Source organism: Amycolatopsis sp. DSM 110486 (genome assembly GCF_019468465.1).
Classification (GTDB): Bacteria; Actinomycetota; Actinomycetes; order Mycobacteriales; family Pseudonocardiaceae; genus Amycolatopsis.
The window spans coordinates 6,547,710-6,563,343 of sequence record NZ_CP080519.1 but is presented as its reverse complement, the minus strand read 5'-3'; the positions used below and the strand labels follow the sequence as shown (position 1 = coordinate 6,563,343).

Genomic DNA, 15,634 nt, shown 5'->3' with positions numbered 1-15,634 from the left:
GACGTAAACCACCCAACGCACGCGAAGGGCCCCTTGTGGACGATCACCGTCCACAAGGGGCCCTTTCGGCGTGAAACTCCTCAGCCGTTCCAGCTGAACAGCGGGTCGCCCGCCGCGACCGTGCGCCCGGGCTCGAGGCCCGCGAGCACGTCGGCCTGGGCGTCGAGCCCGACCACGGGCACGATCGGCGAGTAGCCGGCGGCCGTCACGGCCTCGGGGTCCCAGCCGATCACCGGCTGGCCGGCGCGCACCGACTCGCCCTTGACCACGTGGAGGGTGAAGCCCTCGCCCTTCTCCTTCACCGTGTCGATGCCGAGGTGCACGAGCACGGCGCGCCCGTCCTCGGTCGCCACCACGAAGGCGTGCGGGTGCAGGGTCACGACGGTGCCGTCGACCGGCGCGACGGCGTCGGAGCGCCCGCCGCTCGGCTTCACGGCGATGCCGGGGCCGACCATCGCCTCGGCGAACACCGGGTCGGGCACCTCGGTGATCGCGACGACCTCGCCCGCGACGGGGCTCAGGATTTCGAGGCTCACATCAGGTCCTCGATGTCGCTGGCGATCGTGTCCGCCTCGGGGCCGACGATCACCTGCACCGCGGAGCCCATCTTCACCACGCCCATCGCGCCCGCGGCCTTGAGCGCCGCCTCGTCGACGAGGCTGGTGTCCTCCAGCTCGCAGCGAAGGCGCGTGATGCAGCCTTCGATCTCGACGACGTTGTCCACGCCGCCGAGCGCCGCGAGAATCTTCTCAGGCCTGTCATCCGCCATCGCGGCCTCCTCGTTTCCCGTTGGTTCCCCACGTGAGCCAGTGCGCTCCACCAGTACTACGCCGTTCGTCGGCATGCACGTCGCCGCAGGCCACGAACGTATAACGGTGGTTGACACCCACTCGCGAGGCGGAGCATTCTGCCCCATCGGAATTATTGGTCTAGACCGGAACGTACCAATCTTCCGGCGAAGACGCGAGCACCGGTCGCCCGGTGCGACGACACGAGGAGGGTGACATCGATGAGCGCTGCCGCGCACGTCCCGCCGCCCGACGGCGTCGACCGGGTCGACCGGGTGATCAACGGGCCCACGCCCAAGCACGCCCAGCTGCGCGAGATCCTGCGCCGGTCTGTGGAGCGCGAGCTCCCGCCCGGTTCGCCGATCCCGTCGGAGCGGGAGCTCGCCCAGCGCTACGGTGTCTCGCGCCTCACGGTCCGCTCGGCGATCGGCAAGCTCGTCGAAGAGGGCCTGCTGGCCCGGGTGCGCGGCAAGGGCACGTTCACCGCCGCGCGCCGCATGGAGTTGCAGCTCTACCTGATGTCCTTCACCGACGACATGCGCCGGCGCGGGCTCACCCCGACCACGGAGGTGGTGTCCACGTCGCTCGAGGTCCCGCCGGTGACCTCGGCGCACGCACTCGGCCTCGCCGAGGGCGTGGCGGCCCACCGGCTTGTGCGGCTGCGGCGCGCGGACGGCGTGCCGCTGGCCGTGGAACGCGGCTGGTACCACGCGGGCCGCACGCCCGGACTGCTCGACCTCGACCTCACCCGTTCCCTGTACGCCCAGCTGGCCGAGGCCTACGACCTGCGGCCGGACCAGGCGTACCAGACGGTGTGGGCCGAGTCCGCGGATCGCGAGACGGCGCGCCTGCTCGGCATGCGCACCGGCACTCCGCTCCTCGTTTTCCGCCGGGTCTCCAGCGCAGGCGGAGAACCGGTGGAGGACATGACGTCCTGGTACCGGGGAGACCACTACCAGGTGACCATGCAGTTGGACCGGAACACCCCGGATTCCGGCCACCAACCCCACCACGGAGGTACCCGACGATGAGCGCCACCACCACAGAGGGGGCGAAGGGCAAGAAGAGCGGCGGCGGGCTCGCCGGGCTGCAGCGCTTCGGCCGCAGCCTGATGCTGCCCATCGCCGTCTTGCCCGCTGCCGGTCTTCTCAACCGGCTGGGCCAGGACGACGTTTTCGGCAGCAAGGGCCTGGGCTGGGACAAGGTCTCGGCCGTGATCGGCGCAGCGGGCGGTGGCCTGTTCGACTGGCTGCCGCTGCTGTTCGCCATCGGTATCGCGGTCGGCTTCGCGCGTAAGGGCGACGGCTCGACAGCCGTCGCCGCGGTCGTGGGTTGGATCGTGTTCAACAAGGTGATCCAGGCCATCGCGCCGATCAGCAGCCAGCAGGGTTACAAGCCCGCGTGGGACGCGTCGCCGATCCACTGGCCCTACAGCGTGCTGACCGGTGTGATCAGCGGCATCGTCGCCGCCCTGCTGTGGCAGCGCTACTACCGGATCAAGCTGCCGAGCTGGCTGGCCTTCTTCGGCGGCCGCCGCTTCGTGCCGATCGTCACCGCGTTCGCGATGATCATCCTCGGCGTGATCTTCGGCCTGGTCTTCAAGTACGTCGACGCCGCGATCAACGACGTCGGCAAGGCTGTGGTCGGCTCCCCGGTGGTCGGTGGCGGCATCTATGGCGTGCTCAACCGCCTGCTGATCCCGATCGGCCTGCACCAGCTGCTCAACGTGCCGGTGTGGTTCGTCTTCAACGGCGGTGACATCCCGAACTTCCTGAACAACCACGTCCAGGGCTCGGGCATCTTCCAGACCGGCTTCTTCCCGATTTTCATGTTCGCCCTGCCCGCCGCGGCGCTCGCGATCTGGCAAACCGCGAAGCCGGGCCAGAAGAAGCTCGTGGGCTCGATCATGATCTCGGCTGCGCTGACCTCGTTCATCACCGGTGTCACGGAGCCGATCGAGTTCGCGTTCATGTTCGTGGCGTGGCCGCTCTACATCTTCCACGCGATCATGACCGGTGTTTCGCTGGCGGTCTGCAACGCGCTCAACATCCACCTCGGCTTCTCGTTCTCGGGCGGCGCGATCGACTTCGCCCTGAACTCGTCGCTGGACACCGCGCACAACGTCGTCTGGCTGATCCCGATCGGCCTGGTCTTCGCCGCGATCTACTACGTGGTCTTCCGGTTCGTGATCACGAAGTGGAACCTGAAGACACCGGGCCGCGAGGACGACTCCATCGAGGCCGACCTCGACCGCACGGCCGCGAAGTAAGCTCGACCACAAGAAAACCGAGAGAGGACGACCATGCCGGAGAAACGAGTCACCGTGGCCAGCAAGGTGGGCCTGCACGCCAGGCCGGCCGCGCTGGTCGCCAAGGCGGCCGCGGCGCAACCCGTCGCGGTGACCATCGCCAAGGCCGGCGGCGACGCGGTGGCCGCCGGCAGCGTGCTCAACCTGATGACGCTCGCCGCCGCCTTCGGCGACGAGGTGGTCATCAGCGCCGAGGGCGAGGGCGCCGACGCCGCGATCGAAGCGGTGGCGGAGCTCGTCGCCACGGATCTCGACGGCAACTGACAGGCTGCTCGGGCGGGGGCGGATTCACACTCCGCCCCCGCCCTTTGCGGCTTCAAGAACCACTGGCTACCAGCGTTCAAGCCAACTCCGCCTGAGGCATCCGAATTCTCGATGACACGAAGAACATGTCATCCCAGGGCGCACACATATCCCGGTATCGGTCAGCCTCGTCGCCTCCGTATCGCGCCTCAATTCCGGCCGCGATAACCGCATCCAAGTGCCTTCCCTGCGGACAGAGGGTACTCTTCGCTACGATTCGGTCATCCTTACGAATGCGAATGAGCTCGCTCAACGAGGAATCAGGCAGACCACCTAGCCAGAGATCCGAAATCCTGCGTAAATACTGTGCATCTGGACTGCATTCGCCGTCCAACTCGTCAAGTATGACACAGTTCCGTTCCACCTCGCTCCACCAGCCGTGGAACCCCAGGTTCTGAGACGCGAGAGGAAGAGCGCGCCGGAGATACTCGCCGGCGTTCGTACGGTCACCGCCAGACGACTTGTGATCAGCCATTTCTACGAGTTTATTGCAGGCCTGCAGGAGAAATTCAGGACTGTGCAATGGAAGGCCGTCGCGGATACTAAAATACAGCCATCTCGGGTTTTCAGGGTCGCGCTCTCGCGCAGCCGAAAGCAGCGCCAGATTTCTCTGCGTCTTTCGCTTCCGGACAGCCACCTCCCTACCGTAACCGTCATGATTGAGCGTGAAGTTGAGTTTATGCAGGCGAACCGGCGAGTCACCATCAGCCGACACCACCGGATACTCGTGAACTTCACCTCGGTACTCTATGCAGCCGCTTGCGAAGAACACACGCGGCACTTCATTTACCCAGGAATCGCGGTCGACATCGTAAATAACCGGCGCGATGGCCAGATCTTCCCGAGGCTGATTGGCAAGTGCGCTCAATCCGCCAAAGAGTTTCTCAACCTCTCCCACGGGGAGCCATTCGTCAGCATCAACGAAAAAGACCCAGACGCTGTCAAATAGCTCAAGTGCCCGATTTCTGGCGGCCGCAAAGGATTCCATCCATGGAATCCGAACCAATTGCACGCCATGTGCCTCGTAACTTGCCGCCAACTCGCAAGTACTGTCCACCGACCCCGTGTCCAGGACCACAATGCTCGAGAACCCGCGCCCGATGACACTGTCAAGGCAGCGGCCAATACAACGCTCTTCATCCTTGGCCAGAATCACCACGTGGACCGGCAAATATCTCATATTGTCCCCCTTCGGCAGGCGGGCGTGAGGCAAGACGTGAAAACTCGCCCCACGCCCAGAAAACCTGGCGGTCACGCGGTCACGCGGTCACGCGGTCACGCGGTCACGCGCATGCTTCCTTCTCTCCAACATGAACCGTGCCGCCGCACGGCGCATTATAGACAGTGAGATCGAAAACATAGCAATACACGATTCCACCATTGGGCGAATAGTCGTACTCATAGGCAAAAACGAAATTGGCCAGGTTGCACCACTTCGACTGCGTCCGCGGAATCGGATCAGGCGTCGAACAACTCGCGGGAGCTGCGGCCGAGCTCGCAGACATCGACTCAGCCGAAGCGACACCACCAAACCCGGAAAGCACCGCAGAAGCAGCCAAAGCGCCCACAGCCAGCCCAGATTTCAAGGCGCGGCGTCCCGATCCCGACCGCCTCGCCGGCACTGGGGCGGCAAGATCTTCCTCAATGCGACCAAGAAACCCTTCCCTCGCATCGGTCGACATAGCGCTTCCTTCCCAAACGTTAATGTAAACCTACGACGGGAGATTTTCAGGCGACAATCCACAGAACTGCGTCGACAGACACAGCGAAAATTGCATGGCCAGCCCAGTGGCTGTTATTCCAAGCCGCCAATGAAAGCACAGTTTAAAATCTGCGACGGCAGTAAACCGCCACCTCGTCCCCTCCCCCTGCGATCTCGACAGTATCCGGCAATCTCACACGCGAAAACCCGCCAATCGAGTGATCAAGTCACCACTGCCCGATCGCCCTGACCAGCACCGACCAGACGATGCAGGCAGCCGATCCAGGCCCGCAGAGGACGCCCGACACCGGGTGGCCCCTTCGCGCGTAACCGGGATGTTTAAGCTGGCTACATGGAAAGCCTGCGCCTGATCGACAAGTGGCCGGTGGACAACGCCGCGGCCGGGGTGGTTTCCGCCGACGGCGCGGTGCGCGACCGCCGCGGCGATTCCGCCCGCGTGTTCCGCCTGGCGTCGGTGACCAAGCTGCTCACCGCGTACACGGCGCACATCGCGCTCGAGGAGGGCGTGGTCGAGCTGGACACGCCCGCCGGCCCCGAGGGCTCCACCGTGCGGCACCTGCTCGCCCACACCTCCGGCCTCGCCTTCGACGCGCACAAGGAGATGGCCCCGCCTGGCACCCGCCGCCTGTACTCCAACGCCGGCTTCGAGGTCCTGGCCGAAACCCTGACCGAACACTCCGGCATCGCCTTCGCCGACTACCAGCGCGAAGCCCTGCTCGACCCCCTCGGCATGACCACCACGGCCCTGGACGGCTCCCCTGCCTCCGGCGCCGCGTCCACTGTGGACGACCTACTGCGCTTCGCCGCCGAACTGCAGTCCCCGAAGCTCCTCGCGCCCTCCACCCTCGCCGCCGCCACCGACGTCGCCTTCCCCGGCCTCAACGGCGTCCTCCCCGGCTTCGGCTACCAGAAACCCAACGACTGGGGCCTCGGCTTCGAGCTGCGCGACCACAAGTCCCCGCACTGGACCGGCTCCGCGAGCTCCCCGCGCACCTTCGGCCACTTCGGCCAGTCCGGCACCTTCCTCTGGGTGGACCCCGAAGCAGGCCACGCCTGCGTCGCCCTGGCGGACCGCTCGTTCGGCCCGTGGGCAGCCGAGGTGTGGCCCCCGTTCACGGATGCGGTACTGGCAGAACTGAAGGGCTGACTCACCGCCCCAATGTTGCGTTCGGTGCGCTCAACGCAACCAACGCCACATTGGGGCGTTTTGCCCCACCACCCAAGGCGACGGACCTACGCAACCAGGCCCACCACCCAAGGCGACGAACCGAAAACCTCACTCCATGACGCGGATCGGTTCCCCAGCCTGAAAAGCCGCAATATCCTCCACCGCATCCCGATAGAAGATCTCGTACGTCTCCCGGCTCACATATCCGACGTGCGGCGTCAGAATCACATTGTCGAGACCACGAACCGGATGATCGGCCGGCAACGGCTCCACGTCATACACATCCAACGCCGCCGCGGCGATGTGCCGCGAGCGCAAGGCATCCACCAACGCGGCTTCATCCACAATCGGCCCACGAGACGTGTTCACCAGCAACGCCGTCGGCTTCATCCGCGCCAGCTCCGCGGCCCCGACCAACCCGCGGCTACGGTCGGACAGCACCACGTGCACCGACAACACATCACTACGCTCGAACAGCTCTTCCTTGCCGACAGCCGTCACCCCGTGCTCCGCGGCCTTCTCGGGCGTCAGATTCGGGCTCCACGCGATCGTCTCCATTCCGAACGCCTGCCCGATCTTCGCCGAAGCACTCCCCAGGCGCCCCAACCCGAGCAGGCCCAGCGTCTTCCCGCTCAACACGGTCCCGACGCCGACCTGCCACCCACCTTCCTGCATGGACCGCACATCCGCCGGCAGGTTCCGCGCCGCGGCCAGGATCAACGCCCACGTGTGCTCCAGCGTCGGCGGGCCGAGGTACCCCGTCGCCGACACGACGACCCCGTTGCGCTTCGCCGCCGCGACATCGATCGCCGCGTTGCGACGGCCGGTGCTCACCAACAGGCGCAAATCCGGCAGTCGATCGAGCACCTCCGAGGGAAACCGCGTGCGCTCGCGCATCGCCACGGCGACGTCGAAGCCGGCCAGCTTCCGGACCACGTCGTCGGGGCCGGTGAAGGCCTCGGTGATGACCTCGATGTCGGCACCGAGGGAGTCCCAGTCGGCGTAGCTGAGCGCGACGTTCTGGTAGTCGTCGAGGATCGCGATCTTCATGCGCCCCACCGTAGTCCGCTCAGGCGCGCAGAACAGCGTCCACCCGCAAGCCGGCGCCGGTCCAGCGGATCCCGGCCAGATCCTGGACCACGGGCGCGGCGGGCGAGTCCAGCGCGCCGCGGCCCACGCCCACCACGGCGGCGGGGCCGGCCGCCACCGCGGCGGCCAGGCCGTTGCCGCTGTCCTCGAAGATCGCGCACTCGCCGATCGGCACGCCGACCCGCCGCGCCCCGAGCAGATAGCCCTCGGGGTCCGGTTTGCCCCGCGACACGTCGGCGGCCGTCACCACCACGGGCGCGAGCGGCAGGCCCGCGGCGGCGAGCCGGGCTTCGAGCAACGGCCGCGACGCCGAGGTCACCACGGCCCAGTTCCCTGCCACGCTCGCGAGCAGCTCGGCCGCGCCGGGGATCGCGACGGTGGTGCCGGCGTCGCCGATCTCCAGCTCGTCGATCCGGCGCAGGCCTTCGTCGGCCTGGGCTTCGGGCAGGTGCATCCGCACCGTCTCCGTGGACCGGCGGCCGTGCACCCCGTCGAGCACGACGGCCGGGTCCAGCCCGTGCTCTCGCGCCCACCGCGTCCACGACCGCTCGCCCGAAGCCGTGGAGTCCACCAGCACCCCGTCGACGTCGAACAGCACCGCACGGCACTCCAGGATCATGCTTCTCCTGCCACACAACGGAAGTACAGGAACCGCGGCTTCGTCCGCAGCCCCTCTGCGATCCGCGGGTCGGCCGCGTCGGCCTCGGCCACGGGCATCGGTTCCACCAGCCGGTCGACGGTGAACCCCGCGTCGCGCACCGCGTCGAACGTCCAGCTGAGCGGCCGGCGGTAGAACTGCACCGCCTGACGGTGGGAACCGAGCAGGAACTCGTCGTCGAGCAGCTCGGTCTCGAAGTAGTTCTCGCGCTCGAACCAGTGCCAGTCCTCGCCGGGGTGGTGCACCGAGAACACGAGCTGTCCGCCCGGGCGCAACACGCGGTGGAATTCGCACAACGTCGGTCCGAAATCTGCCAGGTAGTGCAGGACAAGGGACGCGGTGATGACGTCGATCGAACCGTCCTCAAGGGACAGTGGCTTCGCGATGTCGGCGACCTCGAACTTCGCCAGGTCACCGAACTCCTTGCGCGCCAAGGAGATCAGGCCTTTGCTGATGTCAACACCCAGCACGTCGGCACCACGGCCGGCGAGCAACGCGCTCAGATGACCGGCCGCGCACCCGACGTCAAGGACCCGCTTGCCGGCCACGTCACCGGCCAGCTCCACGATCGCCGGGCGGTCGTACAGCGCGTTCGTCACGCTTTTCGCCGCATGCTCGGCGTAGGCCTGGCTGAACCCGTCGTACTGCGCCGTTTCGAGCCGCGCGGCGCGGGCGCGGCCGACGATCTCGTCGATGACCTCACTCTTCGCGTCCGCGTAGTGCTGGATGTACGTCCAGGTTTTCGCAGCCAGTGTGCGTTTCTTCGCAAGGTATGTCGCCAGCTCCTCAGGATGTGTGCGCATCCGATCACGAAAGAGCAGGTATCGCTCGGTCTGGCCGTTGCCCGGGGAATGGACGTGAAGGTTGACCTTCGGGTCGGTCCCGGTGAAGCAGCGGTGCTTCTCCCAGTCCGGCTCGCGGATCACGAGCCGGTAGCCCGCGGCTTCGAGCGCCGGCACGTAGGCGTCCTCGTCGTCGGAGTCCGGGACTTCCAGCAGGATGTCGATGATCGGCTTGGCGGCGAGGCCGGGTACCGAAGTGGACCCGACGTGTTCGAGCAGCACCACGTTCTCCCCCAGAGCTGTGCGGATTCGCTCAGCTTCGCGTTCGAACAACACCGGCCACTGTGAGTCGTACTCGGCAAGCGTCACCGTGGTGTCGAGGCGCGGCGGCTCGTCGACCCAGGACTCGCGGATTTCGTCGTCGGTGTGCGGCTGCTGGCTCGTGGACGGCAAGGATCCCCCTGATCAACGGCGAATGGGCAGTCGGCCAGGATAGCGATTCGGCAGCCGGCACGCCTCAGGAAATCGGCAGCGGCAGGATGTCCCCGGTCGCCGCCCGCAGGGCAGCGCGCATCTCCTCACGCGGCGCGGGCCGGCCTGTGAAGTGCTCCGCCTGGCCGAACGCCTGGTGCAGCAACATGTCCAGCCCCGTCGCCAGCCGGCCACCGCGAGCGGCGACGGCTTCGGCCAGCGGCGTCGGCCACGGGTGGTAGATCACGTCCAGCACGCTGGGCACGCCCGCGAGCGCGGAGATGTGAGCCAGCACCGCCTCTGGCGGCACGGTGTTCACCAGCACGGCCGTGCGCGCCGCCAGCGCCGGGAAGTCCACTTCGGACCACCGGAGCACCTCGACATCGAGGCCCGCGCGCTTGGCCGCGTCGAGCGTCTCCCCCGCCCGCCTAGGCTCCCGCACCACGAGACTCGCGGACGCCACGCCCAGCGCGGCGAGCCCGACCACCGCGGCCGCCGCCGTTCCGCCGGCTCCGAGCACCACCGCCCGGTCGCCCGGCGAAGGTGCGTACCCACCCGCGGCCCGCAGTGCGCCCGTGACGCCGTCGACGTCGGTGCAATCGGCGAGCCAGCCGCCCTCGACGCGCACCAGCGTGTTCGCCGCACCGACCGCCGCCGCGCGTGGCGTGACCTCGGCCGCGTGGTCGAGCGCCCGGCGCTTGCCCGGCATCGTCACCGACAGGCCGACCCACTCGGGGCCGAGCCCGTCGACGAACCCGGGCAGCTCGTCGGCCCCGGTCTCCACGCGCTCGTACGTCCAGCCCGTGAGCCCGAGCGCGTCGAACGCCGCGCGGTGCAGCACCGGCGAAAGCGAGTGCTCGACCGGCTTGCCCAGCACCGCGGCCTTGCGGGGCCCGTCAGAAGACGCCACGGGAATGCGCCAGATCAATGTTCTTGTTGTGGTCGGTCAGCGTCGTGGCGAAGCAGGAGTGCCCGTCCTTCTCGCACTTCACGAAGTACAGCTCGTCGCCGTCCGGCGGGTCGAGCGCCGCCTTGATGGCGTCGGTGCTGGGCACCCCGATCGGGGTCGGCGGGAGGCCGTAGTTCAGATACGTGTTGTACGGCCCCGGGGCTTCTCGATCCGCCTTGTTCGTGAGCAGGGTCGGTTTGTCGACCACGTAGTTCACGGTCGAGTCGAAGCCGAGTTTGATCCTCTGGTCGAGCCGGTTGTAGATGACCCGCGCGATCTTGGGGAAATCGGGGGTGATCGCCTCGCGCTCGATGAGCGACGCGACGATCAGCGTCTGGTACGGCGTCTGCTTGGGCCCGGTGCTCTGGGCGCTCAAGCCCGCGGCCTGGATGGCCGAGGCCGACTGCTTCACGAGGTTCGTGATCAGCTCCGACGCAGTCCAGCCCGGTTTGACGTCGTAGAGCCCCGGCGCGATCAGGCCTTCGATGCGCTTGTCCTTGCTCAGGGCCTTCTGCGCGGGGTCCACTGCCCAGTCGGGCACGCCGAGCGTCTTGAGATCGGCGTCCGCGACGGTCTTGCGCAACGCGTCCGTGGAGACGCAGGTGCTCTTGCCGTCGAGCTCGGCGCACGAGGCCTTGGAGATCGCCGAGTAGATACCCGGCGCGACCTTGTCGCCGGGCTGCTTCACGTCGTCGAGCTGCGTGTACGGGCGGATCTCCAGCCGGCCGACGTGCGCGCCCGGCGAGGTGATCAGCGACACCGCGCTCTCGCCGGACATGTGCTGCTTGAGCAGGTAGTAGCCCTGCTGGATCCGGCTCAGCGCGGTGTTCTCCGCGCCGGCCTTCACGAACGCCGAGGTGCTCGCGACGACGCCCGCGTCCACCAGCTTGCCGCCGATCGCCGACGTGGTGTCGCCGTCTTCGACCTGGATGAGCGCGCTGCCTTCGCCGGTGCCGTCGAAGTCGTTGTAGCCGAAGATCTTCTGGTAGCCGTAGTACGCGCCGCCGGCGAACACCACGAGGACCAGCAGCGCCGCGACCCAGCCGAGCGCGCGTTTGCTGCGCTTGCGCTTCTTCTTTTTCTTGGCGGGCGCGGGTTCTTCGGCGTACTCCTCGTCTTCGTACTCGGCGTCCTCGTATTCGCCGTACTCCTCGTCGTCGTACGCCTGGTCGTACTCGCCGTCTTCGCGGTACTCGTCTTCGTAGTCATCGTCGCCGAACAGGTCGTCGAGCTGCTCACGCTCCTGCGGCGCCGAGTCCGGCACGGCCGGGATCACGTCGGTCGGGTGCTCGACCGGCTGCGGCCTGCGCCTCGGCGACGGACCCGGCCTGCCGAGCCGCGGGTCGGGCGGCATGGAGCCGTCGGGCGGGCCGGCGAAGCGCGGGTCAGGCGGCATCGAACCGTCAACGGGACCGGCGAAGCGGGGGTCGCGAGGCATGGAGCCGTCAGGCGGGCCGGCGAACCGGGGGTCCGGCGGCATGGAGATGGAGCCATCGACCGGGCCGTTGAAACGCGGGTCGGGCGGCATCGAACCGTCCACCGGGCCGGCAAAGCGCGGGTCGGGCGGCATCGAGCCGTCCACAGGACCTGCGAAACGTGGATCCGGCGGCATGGAGCCGTCCGGAGGGCCGGGACGGCGGACCGGGCGCGAAGGGCCGGGGTCGCCGGGCAGCGGCAGGTCGCCGGTGTCCGAGCGCGGACGGCGGCGCGGCGGTGCCGGAGGCACGTCGCCCGGCTCGGCGCGGCGACGGCGGCGCGGCCCGGTGGGCGGGCCCGGCGGCGGAGGCGGCATCTCGCCGGCACCCCGCGGGTCGCCGGAAGGCTGCGGCGGATCGCCTCGGCGAGAGTCACCCGAGGGCTGCGGGAAGTCAGGCGGAGGCACGTCGGCGGGATCGCGTCGGCGGCGACGGCCGGTGGCGGGCGGAGAGCCCGGTGGGCCCGGCGGAGGGGCCTGAGGAGGAGGCGGCACCTCGTCCGAGGCCTCGCGACGGCGCCGTCGGCCGCCGCTCGGTGGGGGCGGCGGGGCGTCGTCGTACGGCTCGGGGGCGGCGTGGTGGGAACGCGGCGGCTGCTCATGGGCGCCGGACGGCGGCGGCGTGCGCCGGGCTCGCCGCGGCCCGCCCGGCGGTGGGGTGCCGGGATCGCGCAACCGTCGGCGGCCGCCTTGGTCTTCGGGACCGCGGGGCTCGGTCATGACTCGCCTTTCCGGGCGCGCTGCGCGGCGGCGGCGTCGAGCCAGGCCTGCAGGATCTCGACGGCGGCGGCCTGGTCGACCACCGCCCGCTGCTTGCGTCCCTTGACCCCCCGCTGGGAAAGCATTCGGGACGCCGTGACCGTCGTCAACCGTTCGTCGGCGAGGCGCACCGGCACGTCGCCGACCCGCGTGGCCAGCTTGTCGGCGTACTCCACCGCGATCTGCGCGGCGGGTCCGGTTCGGTTCGCCAGTGTCTTCGGCAAGCCCACGATCACCTCGACCACCTCGTGTTCGGTGACGAGTTCGGCAAGCTTGTCCAGATCGCTGTCGTCCTTCGCATCACGGGAGAGGGTAACGAGCGGGCTCGCGAGGATGGGGGCGGGATCGCTCAGCGCCACCCCCACCCGGACAGACCCGACATCGACCCCGAGCCGCCTGCCGCGGCCCGGATCGGACTCACCGGGTCGATCCGGGCCCCGCCGCGAGCTAGCGGCCAACGCCGGCGACCGCCGCACGCAGCGCCTCGACGGCCTGCTGCGCGCCGGCCGGGTTGCTGCCGCCACCCTGTGCCATGTCGGGCTTGCCGCCGCCGCGGCCACCGATGGCCTCGGCGAACGACGGCACGAGCTTGCCCGCCGCGATGCCCTGGTCGCGCGCCGCGGCCGTGGTCGCGACGACGAACGCCACTTTGTCGCCCGACGGCGCGAACAGCGCCACCACGCCGGGCCGGGCGCCCAGCCGGCCCCGGACGTCGGACGCGAGCGCCCGCAGCCCGTTGCCGTCGACGTCCGGCACGACCTCCGCGACCACCGACACGCCGCCGGCGTCCTGCGCTTTGTCGGCGAGCGCGCCCGCCGAGCCGAGCACCTGCTGCGTGCGCAGCTGCTCGATCTCCTTCTCCGCGTTCTTCAGCCGCGAAAGCACGTCCTCGATGCGCGAGGGCAGCTGGTCGGTGGGCACCTTGAACGTGTTCGCCAGCTGCGACACGAGCAGCTGTTCCTTGCGCACGTGCTTGAGCGCGTCCGGGCCCACCAGCGCCTCGACGCGGTGCACACCAGACCCGATCGATGAGTCGCCCACGAGCTTCACCAGGCCCAGCTGGCCGATGCGGTCCACGTGCGTGCCACCGCACAGCTCGCGCGAGTAGTCGCCCATGTCGACGACGCGCACGTCGTTGCCGTACTTCTCGCCGAAGAGCGCGACCGCGCCCAGCTCGAGCGCCTTGTCCTTGGTGGTGATGTAGCTCTGCACCTCGACGTCGGTCTGCAGGTAGTCGTTCACCTCTTCCTCGACCTCGGTGAGGATGTCGGTCGACACCGAGGCGGGCGTGGTGAAGTCGAACCGCATCCGGCCCGGCGAGTTGAGCGAGCCGGCCTGCGCCGCGCGCTTGCCGTACGCCCCGCGCACGGCCGCGTGCACGAGGTGCGTCGCCGAGTGCGAACGCTCGATCGAGAGGCGACGCGCGCCGTCCACCGAGCCGGTGAGCTCGGTGCCGATGCCGACCTCGCCCTCGGCGACCTCGACACGGTGCACGAACAGACCCGGCACGACCTTCTGCACGTCGAGCACGTTGATCTTCACACCGTTGCCGAGCAGCACGCCGATGTCGGCGACCTGGCCACCGCTCTCGGCGTAGAACGGCGTGCGGTCGAGCACCAGCTCGGCCTTGTGGCCCGCGGCGACGCTGCGCACCGGCTGCCCGTCTTCGAGCAGGCCGACGACCTTGGCCGAGGCCTGCAGGTCGGTGTAGCCGAGGAATTCGGTCTCGCCGTTGCGCTCCAGCAGCTTGCGGTACTCCGACAGGTCGCCGTGGCCGTGCTTGCGCTGGGCCGCGTCGGCCTTCGCCCGGGTGCGCTGCTCTTCCATGAGCGTGCGGAACCCGTCCTCGTCGACGGTCAGGCCCTGTTCGGCCGCCATCTCGAGGGTGAGGTCGATCGGGAACCCGTAGGTGTCGTGCAGCTGGAACGCCTTGTCGCCCGCGAGGAGGTCGCCGCCGGACTTCTTCGTCTCGGCCGCCGCGAGGTCGAAGATGCGCGAACCGCTGGTGAGGGTGGCGAGAAACGCCTCCTCCTCCACGCGCACGACCTCGGAGATGCGGTCGAAGTCCGTGACGAGGTTCGCGTACGTCGGGCCCATCGTGTCGCGCACGACCTCGGCGAACGCCTGCAGCACCGGCTCCTGCACGCCCAGCAGGCGCGTGGAGCGGACGATACGGCGCAGCAGCCGGCGCAGCACGTAGCCGCGGCCGTCGTTGCCCGGCGTCACGCCGTCGCCGATCAGCAGCACGCCGGTGCGCGCGTGGTCGGCGATCACGCGGAAGCGGACGTCGTCGGTGTGGTTGGCGCCGTAGCGGCGGCCCGAGAACTCTTCGGCGCGGCCGATCACCGGGCGGACGAGGTCGGTCTCGTACACGTTCTCGACGCCTTGCAGGATCGTCGCGACGCGCTCGACACCCATGCCGGTGTCGATGTTCTTCGCCGGCAGGTCACCGAGGATCGGGAAGCTCTTCTTGCCCGCGCCCTCGCCCCGGATGTTCTGCATGAACACCAGGTTCCAGATCTCGATGTAGCGGTCCTCGTCCGCGACGGGCCCGCCCTCGCGGCCGTACTCGGGGCCGCGGTCGTAGTAGATCTCGGAGCTCGGGCCGCACGGGCCGGGGATGCCCATGGACCAGAAGTTGTCCTCCATGCCGCGCCGCTGGATGCGCTCGGACGGCAGGCCGGTGAGCTTGCGCCACAGCCCCGCCGCTTCGGCGTCGTCCTCGAACACGGTCGCCCAGATCCGGTCGGGGTCGAGCCCGTAGCCGCCCTCGGACTGCGGCCCGGTGATCAGCTCCCAGGCCAGCTCGATGGCGCCTTCCTTGAAGTAGTCGCCGAACGAGAAGTTGCCCGCCATCTGGAAGAACGTGTTGTGCCGCGTGGTCTTGCCGACCTCGTCGATGTCGGGCGTGCGCACGCACTTCTGCACGCTGGTCGCGCGCGAGTACGGCGGCGGCGCCTCACCGAGGAAGTACGGCTTGAACTGCACCATGCCGGCGTTCACGAACAGCAGGTTCGGATCGTCGAGGATCAGCGAGGCGCTGGGCACGCGGGTGTGCCCCTTCTCCTCGTAATGGCGCAGGAATCGTTCGGTGATCTCGTGTGTGTCCACGGGTGTGTCCTCGGGCTGGGGTCCGCGCACCGCTCGGCGCGAAGATCGGAC

Annotated in this window: 15 protein-coding genes; 4 read left to right on the top strand and 11 right to left on the bottom strand. The window is 68.7% G+C overall.

Translation table 11 applies throughout. From position 1 onward, the window contains the following. Positions 1 to 80 precede the first annotated feature (80 nt). Both K1T34_RS31865 and K1T34_RS31860 read right to left on the bottom strand, forming a co-directional pair. On the bottom strand, positions 81 to 536 hold the full coding sequence (locus tag K1T34_RS31865; protein ID WP_220238451.1) for a PTS glucose transporter subunit IIA: 456 nt from the start codon (positions 534 to 536) through the stop codon (positions 81 to 83). After that, positions 533 to 844: a glucose PTS transporter subunit EIIB gene (locus K1T34_RS31860; RefSeq protein WP_255637710.1), complete on the bottom strand. Its 312-nt coding sequence runs from the start codon at positions 842 to 844 to the stop codon at positions 533 to 535. The genes K1T34_RS31865 and K1T34_RS31860 overlap by 4 nt, the downstream gene beginning before the upstream one ends. Positions 845 to 1,009: 165 nt before the next feature. Between K1T34_RS31860 and K1T34_RS31855 the strand changes: the two genes are divergently transcribed. Genes K1T34_RS31855 through K1T34_RS31845 form a run of 3 tightly spaced genes read left to right on the top strand, consistent with a single transcriptional unit; the run spans position 1,010 to position 3,360 of the window. Beyond that, complete coding sequence (locus K1T34_RS31855) at positions 1,010 to 1,819, top strand: GntR family transcriptional regulator (protein ID WP_220238450.1); 810 nt, start codon at positions 1,010 to 1,012, stop codon at positions 1,817 to 1,819. After that, entirely contained in the window at positions 1,816 to 3,057 is a 1,242-nt protein-coding gene (locus K1T34_RS31850; protein ID WP_220238449.1) for a PTS transporter subunit EIIC, read from the top strand. Before K1T34_RS31855 ends, K1T34_RS31850 begins: the two co-directional genes overlap by 4 nt. Positions 3,058 to 3,090: 33 nt before the next feature. Next, positions 3,091 to 3,360, top strand: a complete 270-nt coding sequence (locus tag K1T34_RS31845; protein WP_220238448.1) for an HPr family phosphocarrier protein — start codon at positions 3,091 to 3,093, stop codon at positions 3,358 to 3,360. Positions 3,361 to 3,436: 76 nt separating this feature from the next. Here K1T34_RS31845 and K1T34_RS31840 read toward each other — a convergent pair whose 3' ends face one another. Continuing rightward, a complete protein-coding gene (locus tag K1T34_RS31840; RefSeq protein WP_220238447.1) occupies positions 3,437 to 4,558 on the bottom strand; it encodes a glycosyltransferase in 1,122 nt (373 codons plus the stop codon). Between the two features lie 124 nt (positions 4,559 to 4,682). After that, the gene (locus tag K1T34_RS31835) at positions 4,683 to 5,081 is read right to left on the bottom strand and encodes a hypothetical protein (protein ID WP_220238446.1); all 399 of its coding nucleotides are present in this window, start codon (positions 5,079 to 5,081) and stop codon (positions 4,683 to 4,685) included. Positions 5,082 to 5,453: 372 nt separating this feature from the next. Here K1T34_RS31835 and K1T34_RS31830 point away from each other — a divergent pair, with 372 nt between their 5' ends. After that, positions 5,454 to 6,269, top strand: coding sequence for a serine hydrolase (locus K1T34_RS31830; protein WP_220238445.1), 816 nt, complete (start codon positions 5,454 to 5,456; stop codon positions 6,267 to 6,269). Positions 6,270 to 6,398: 129 nt separating this feature from the next. Here the strand turns inward: K1T34_RS31830 and K1T34_RS31825 are convergent, their stop codons facing one another. The 7 genes from K1T34_RS31825 to alaS form a co-directional block, all read right to left on the bottom strand. Next, positions 6,399 to 7,340: a D-2-hydroxyacid dehydrogenase family protein gene (locus tag K1T34_RS31825; protein ID WP_220238444.1), complete on the bottom strand. Its 942-nt coding sequence runs from the start codon at positions 7,338 to 7,340 to the stop codon at positions 6,399 to 6,401. A 19-nt stretch (positions 7,341 to 7,359) separates the two neighbouring features. After that, complete coding sequence (locus tag K1T34_RS31820; RefSeq protein WP_220238443.1) at positions 7,360 to 7,998, bottom strand: HAD-IA family hydrolase; 639 nt, start codon at positions 7,996 to 7,998, stop codon at positions 7,360 to 7,362. Then, entirely contained in the window at positions 7,995 to 9,272 is a 1,278-nt protein-coding gene (locus K1T34_RS31815; RefSeq protein WP_220238442.1) for a GrpB family protein, read from the bottom strand. Before K1T34_RS31815 ends, K1T34_RS31820 begins: the two co-directional genes overlap by 4 nt. Before the next feature lie 64 nt (positions 9,273 to 9,336). After that, on the bottom strand, positions 9,337 to 10,200 hold the full coding sequence (locus K1T34_RS31810; protein ID WP_220238441.1) for a shikimate dehydrogenase: 864 nt from the start codon (positions 10,198 to 10,200) through the stop codon (positions 9,337 to 9,339). Further along, positions 10,187 to 12,031, bottom strand: coding sequence for an endolytic transglycosylase MltG (gene mltG / locus K1T34_RS31805; RefSeq protein WP_255637709.1), 1,845 nt, complete (start codon positions 12,029 to 12,031; stop codon positions 10,187 to 10,189). The genes K1T34_RS31810 and mltG overlap by 14 nt, the downstream gene beginning before the upstream one ends. A 398-nt stretch (positions 12,032 to 12,429) precedes the next feature. Continuing rightward, a complete protein-coding gene (gene ruvX, locus K1T34_RS31800; protein WP_220238439.1) occupies positions 12,430 to 12,930 on the bottom strand; it encodes a Holliday junction resolvase RuvX in 501 nt (166 codons plus the stop codon). After that, entirely contained in the window at positions 12,920 to 15,583 is a 2,664-nt protein-coding gene (gene alaS / locus K1T34_RS31795; protein WP_220238438.1) for an alanine--tRNA ligase, read from the bottom strand. The genes ruvX and alaS overlap by 11 nt, the downstream gene beginning before the upstream one ends. Positions 15,584 to 15,634: the final 51 nt, after the last annotated feature.

Excerpts from the sequence above, each read along its gene's own strand:
- K1T34_RS31825 (WP_220238444.1), bottom strand. The coding sequence starts at position 7,340 with ATGAAGATCGCGATCCTCGACGACTACCAGAACGTCGCGCTCAGCTAC.
- K1T34_RS31820 (WP_220238443.1), bottom strand. The coding sequence starts at position 7,998 with ATGATCCTGGAGTGCCGTGCGGTGCTGTTCGACGTCGACGGGGTGCTG.
- K1T34_RS31850 (WP_220238449.1), top strand. The coding sequence starts at position 1,816 with ATGAGCGCCACCACCACAGAGGGGGCGAAGGGCAAGAAGAGCGGCGGC.
- K1T34_RS31860 (WP_255637710.1), bottom strand. The coding sequence starts at position 844 with ATGCCGACGAACGGCGTAGTACTGGTGGAGCGCACTGGCTCACGTGGG.
- K1T34_RS31845 (WP_220238448.1), top strand. The coding sequence starts at position 3,091 with ATGCCGGAGAAACGAGTCACCGTGGCCAGCAAGGTGGGCCTGCACGCC.
- mltG (WP_255637709.1), bottom strand. The coding sequence starts at position 12,031 with ATGCCGCCTCCGCCGCCGGGCCCGCCCACCGGGCCGCGCCGCCGTCGC.
- K1T34_RS31855 (WP_220238450.1), top strand. The coding sequence starts at position 1,010 with ATGAGCGCTGCCGCGCACGTCCCGCCGCCCGACGGCGTCGACCGGGTC.
- K1T34_RS31830 (WP_220238445.1), top strand. The coding sequence starts at position 5,454 with ATGGAAAGCCTGCGCCTGATCGACAAGTGGCCGGTGGACAACGCCGCG.
- K1T34_RS31835 (WP_220238446.1), bottom strand. The coding sequence starts at position 5,081 with ATGTCGACCGATGCGAGGGAAGGGTTTCTTGGTCGCATTGAGGAAGAT.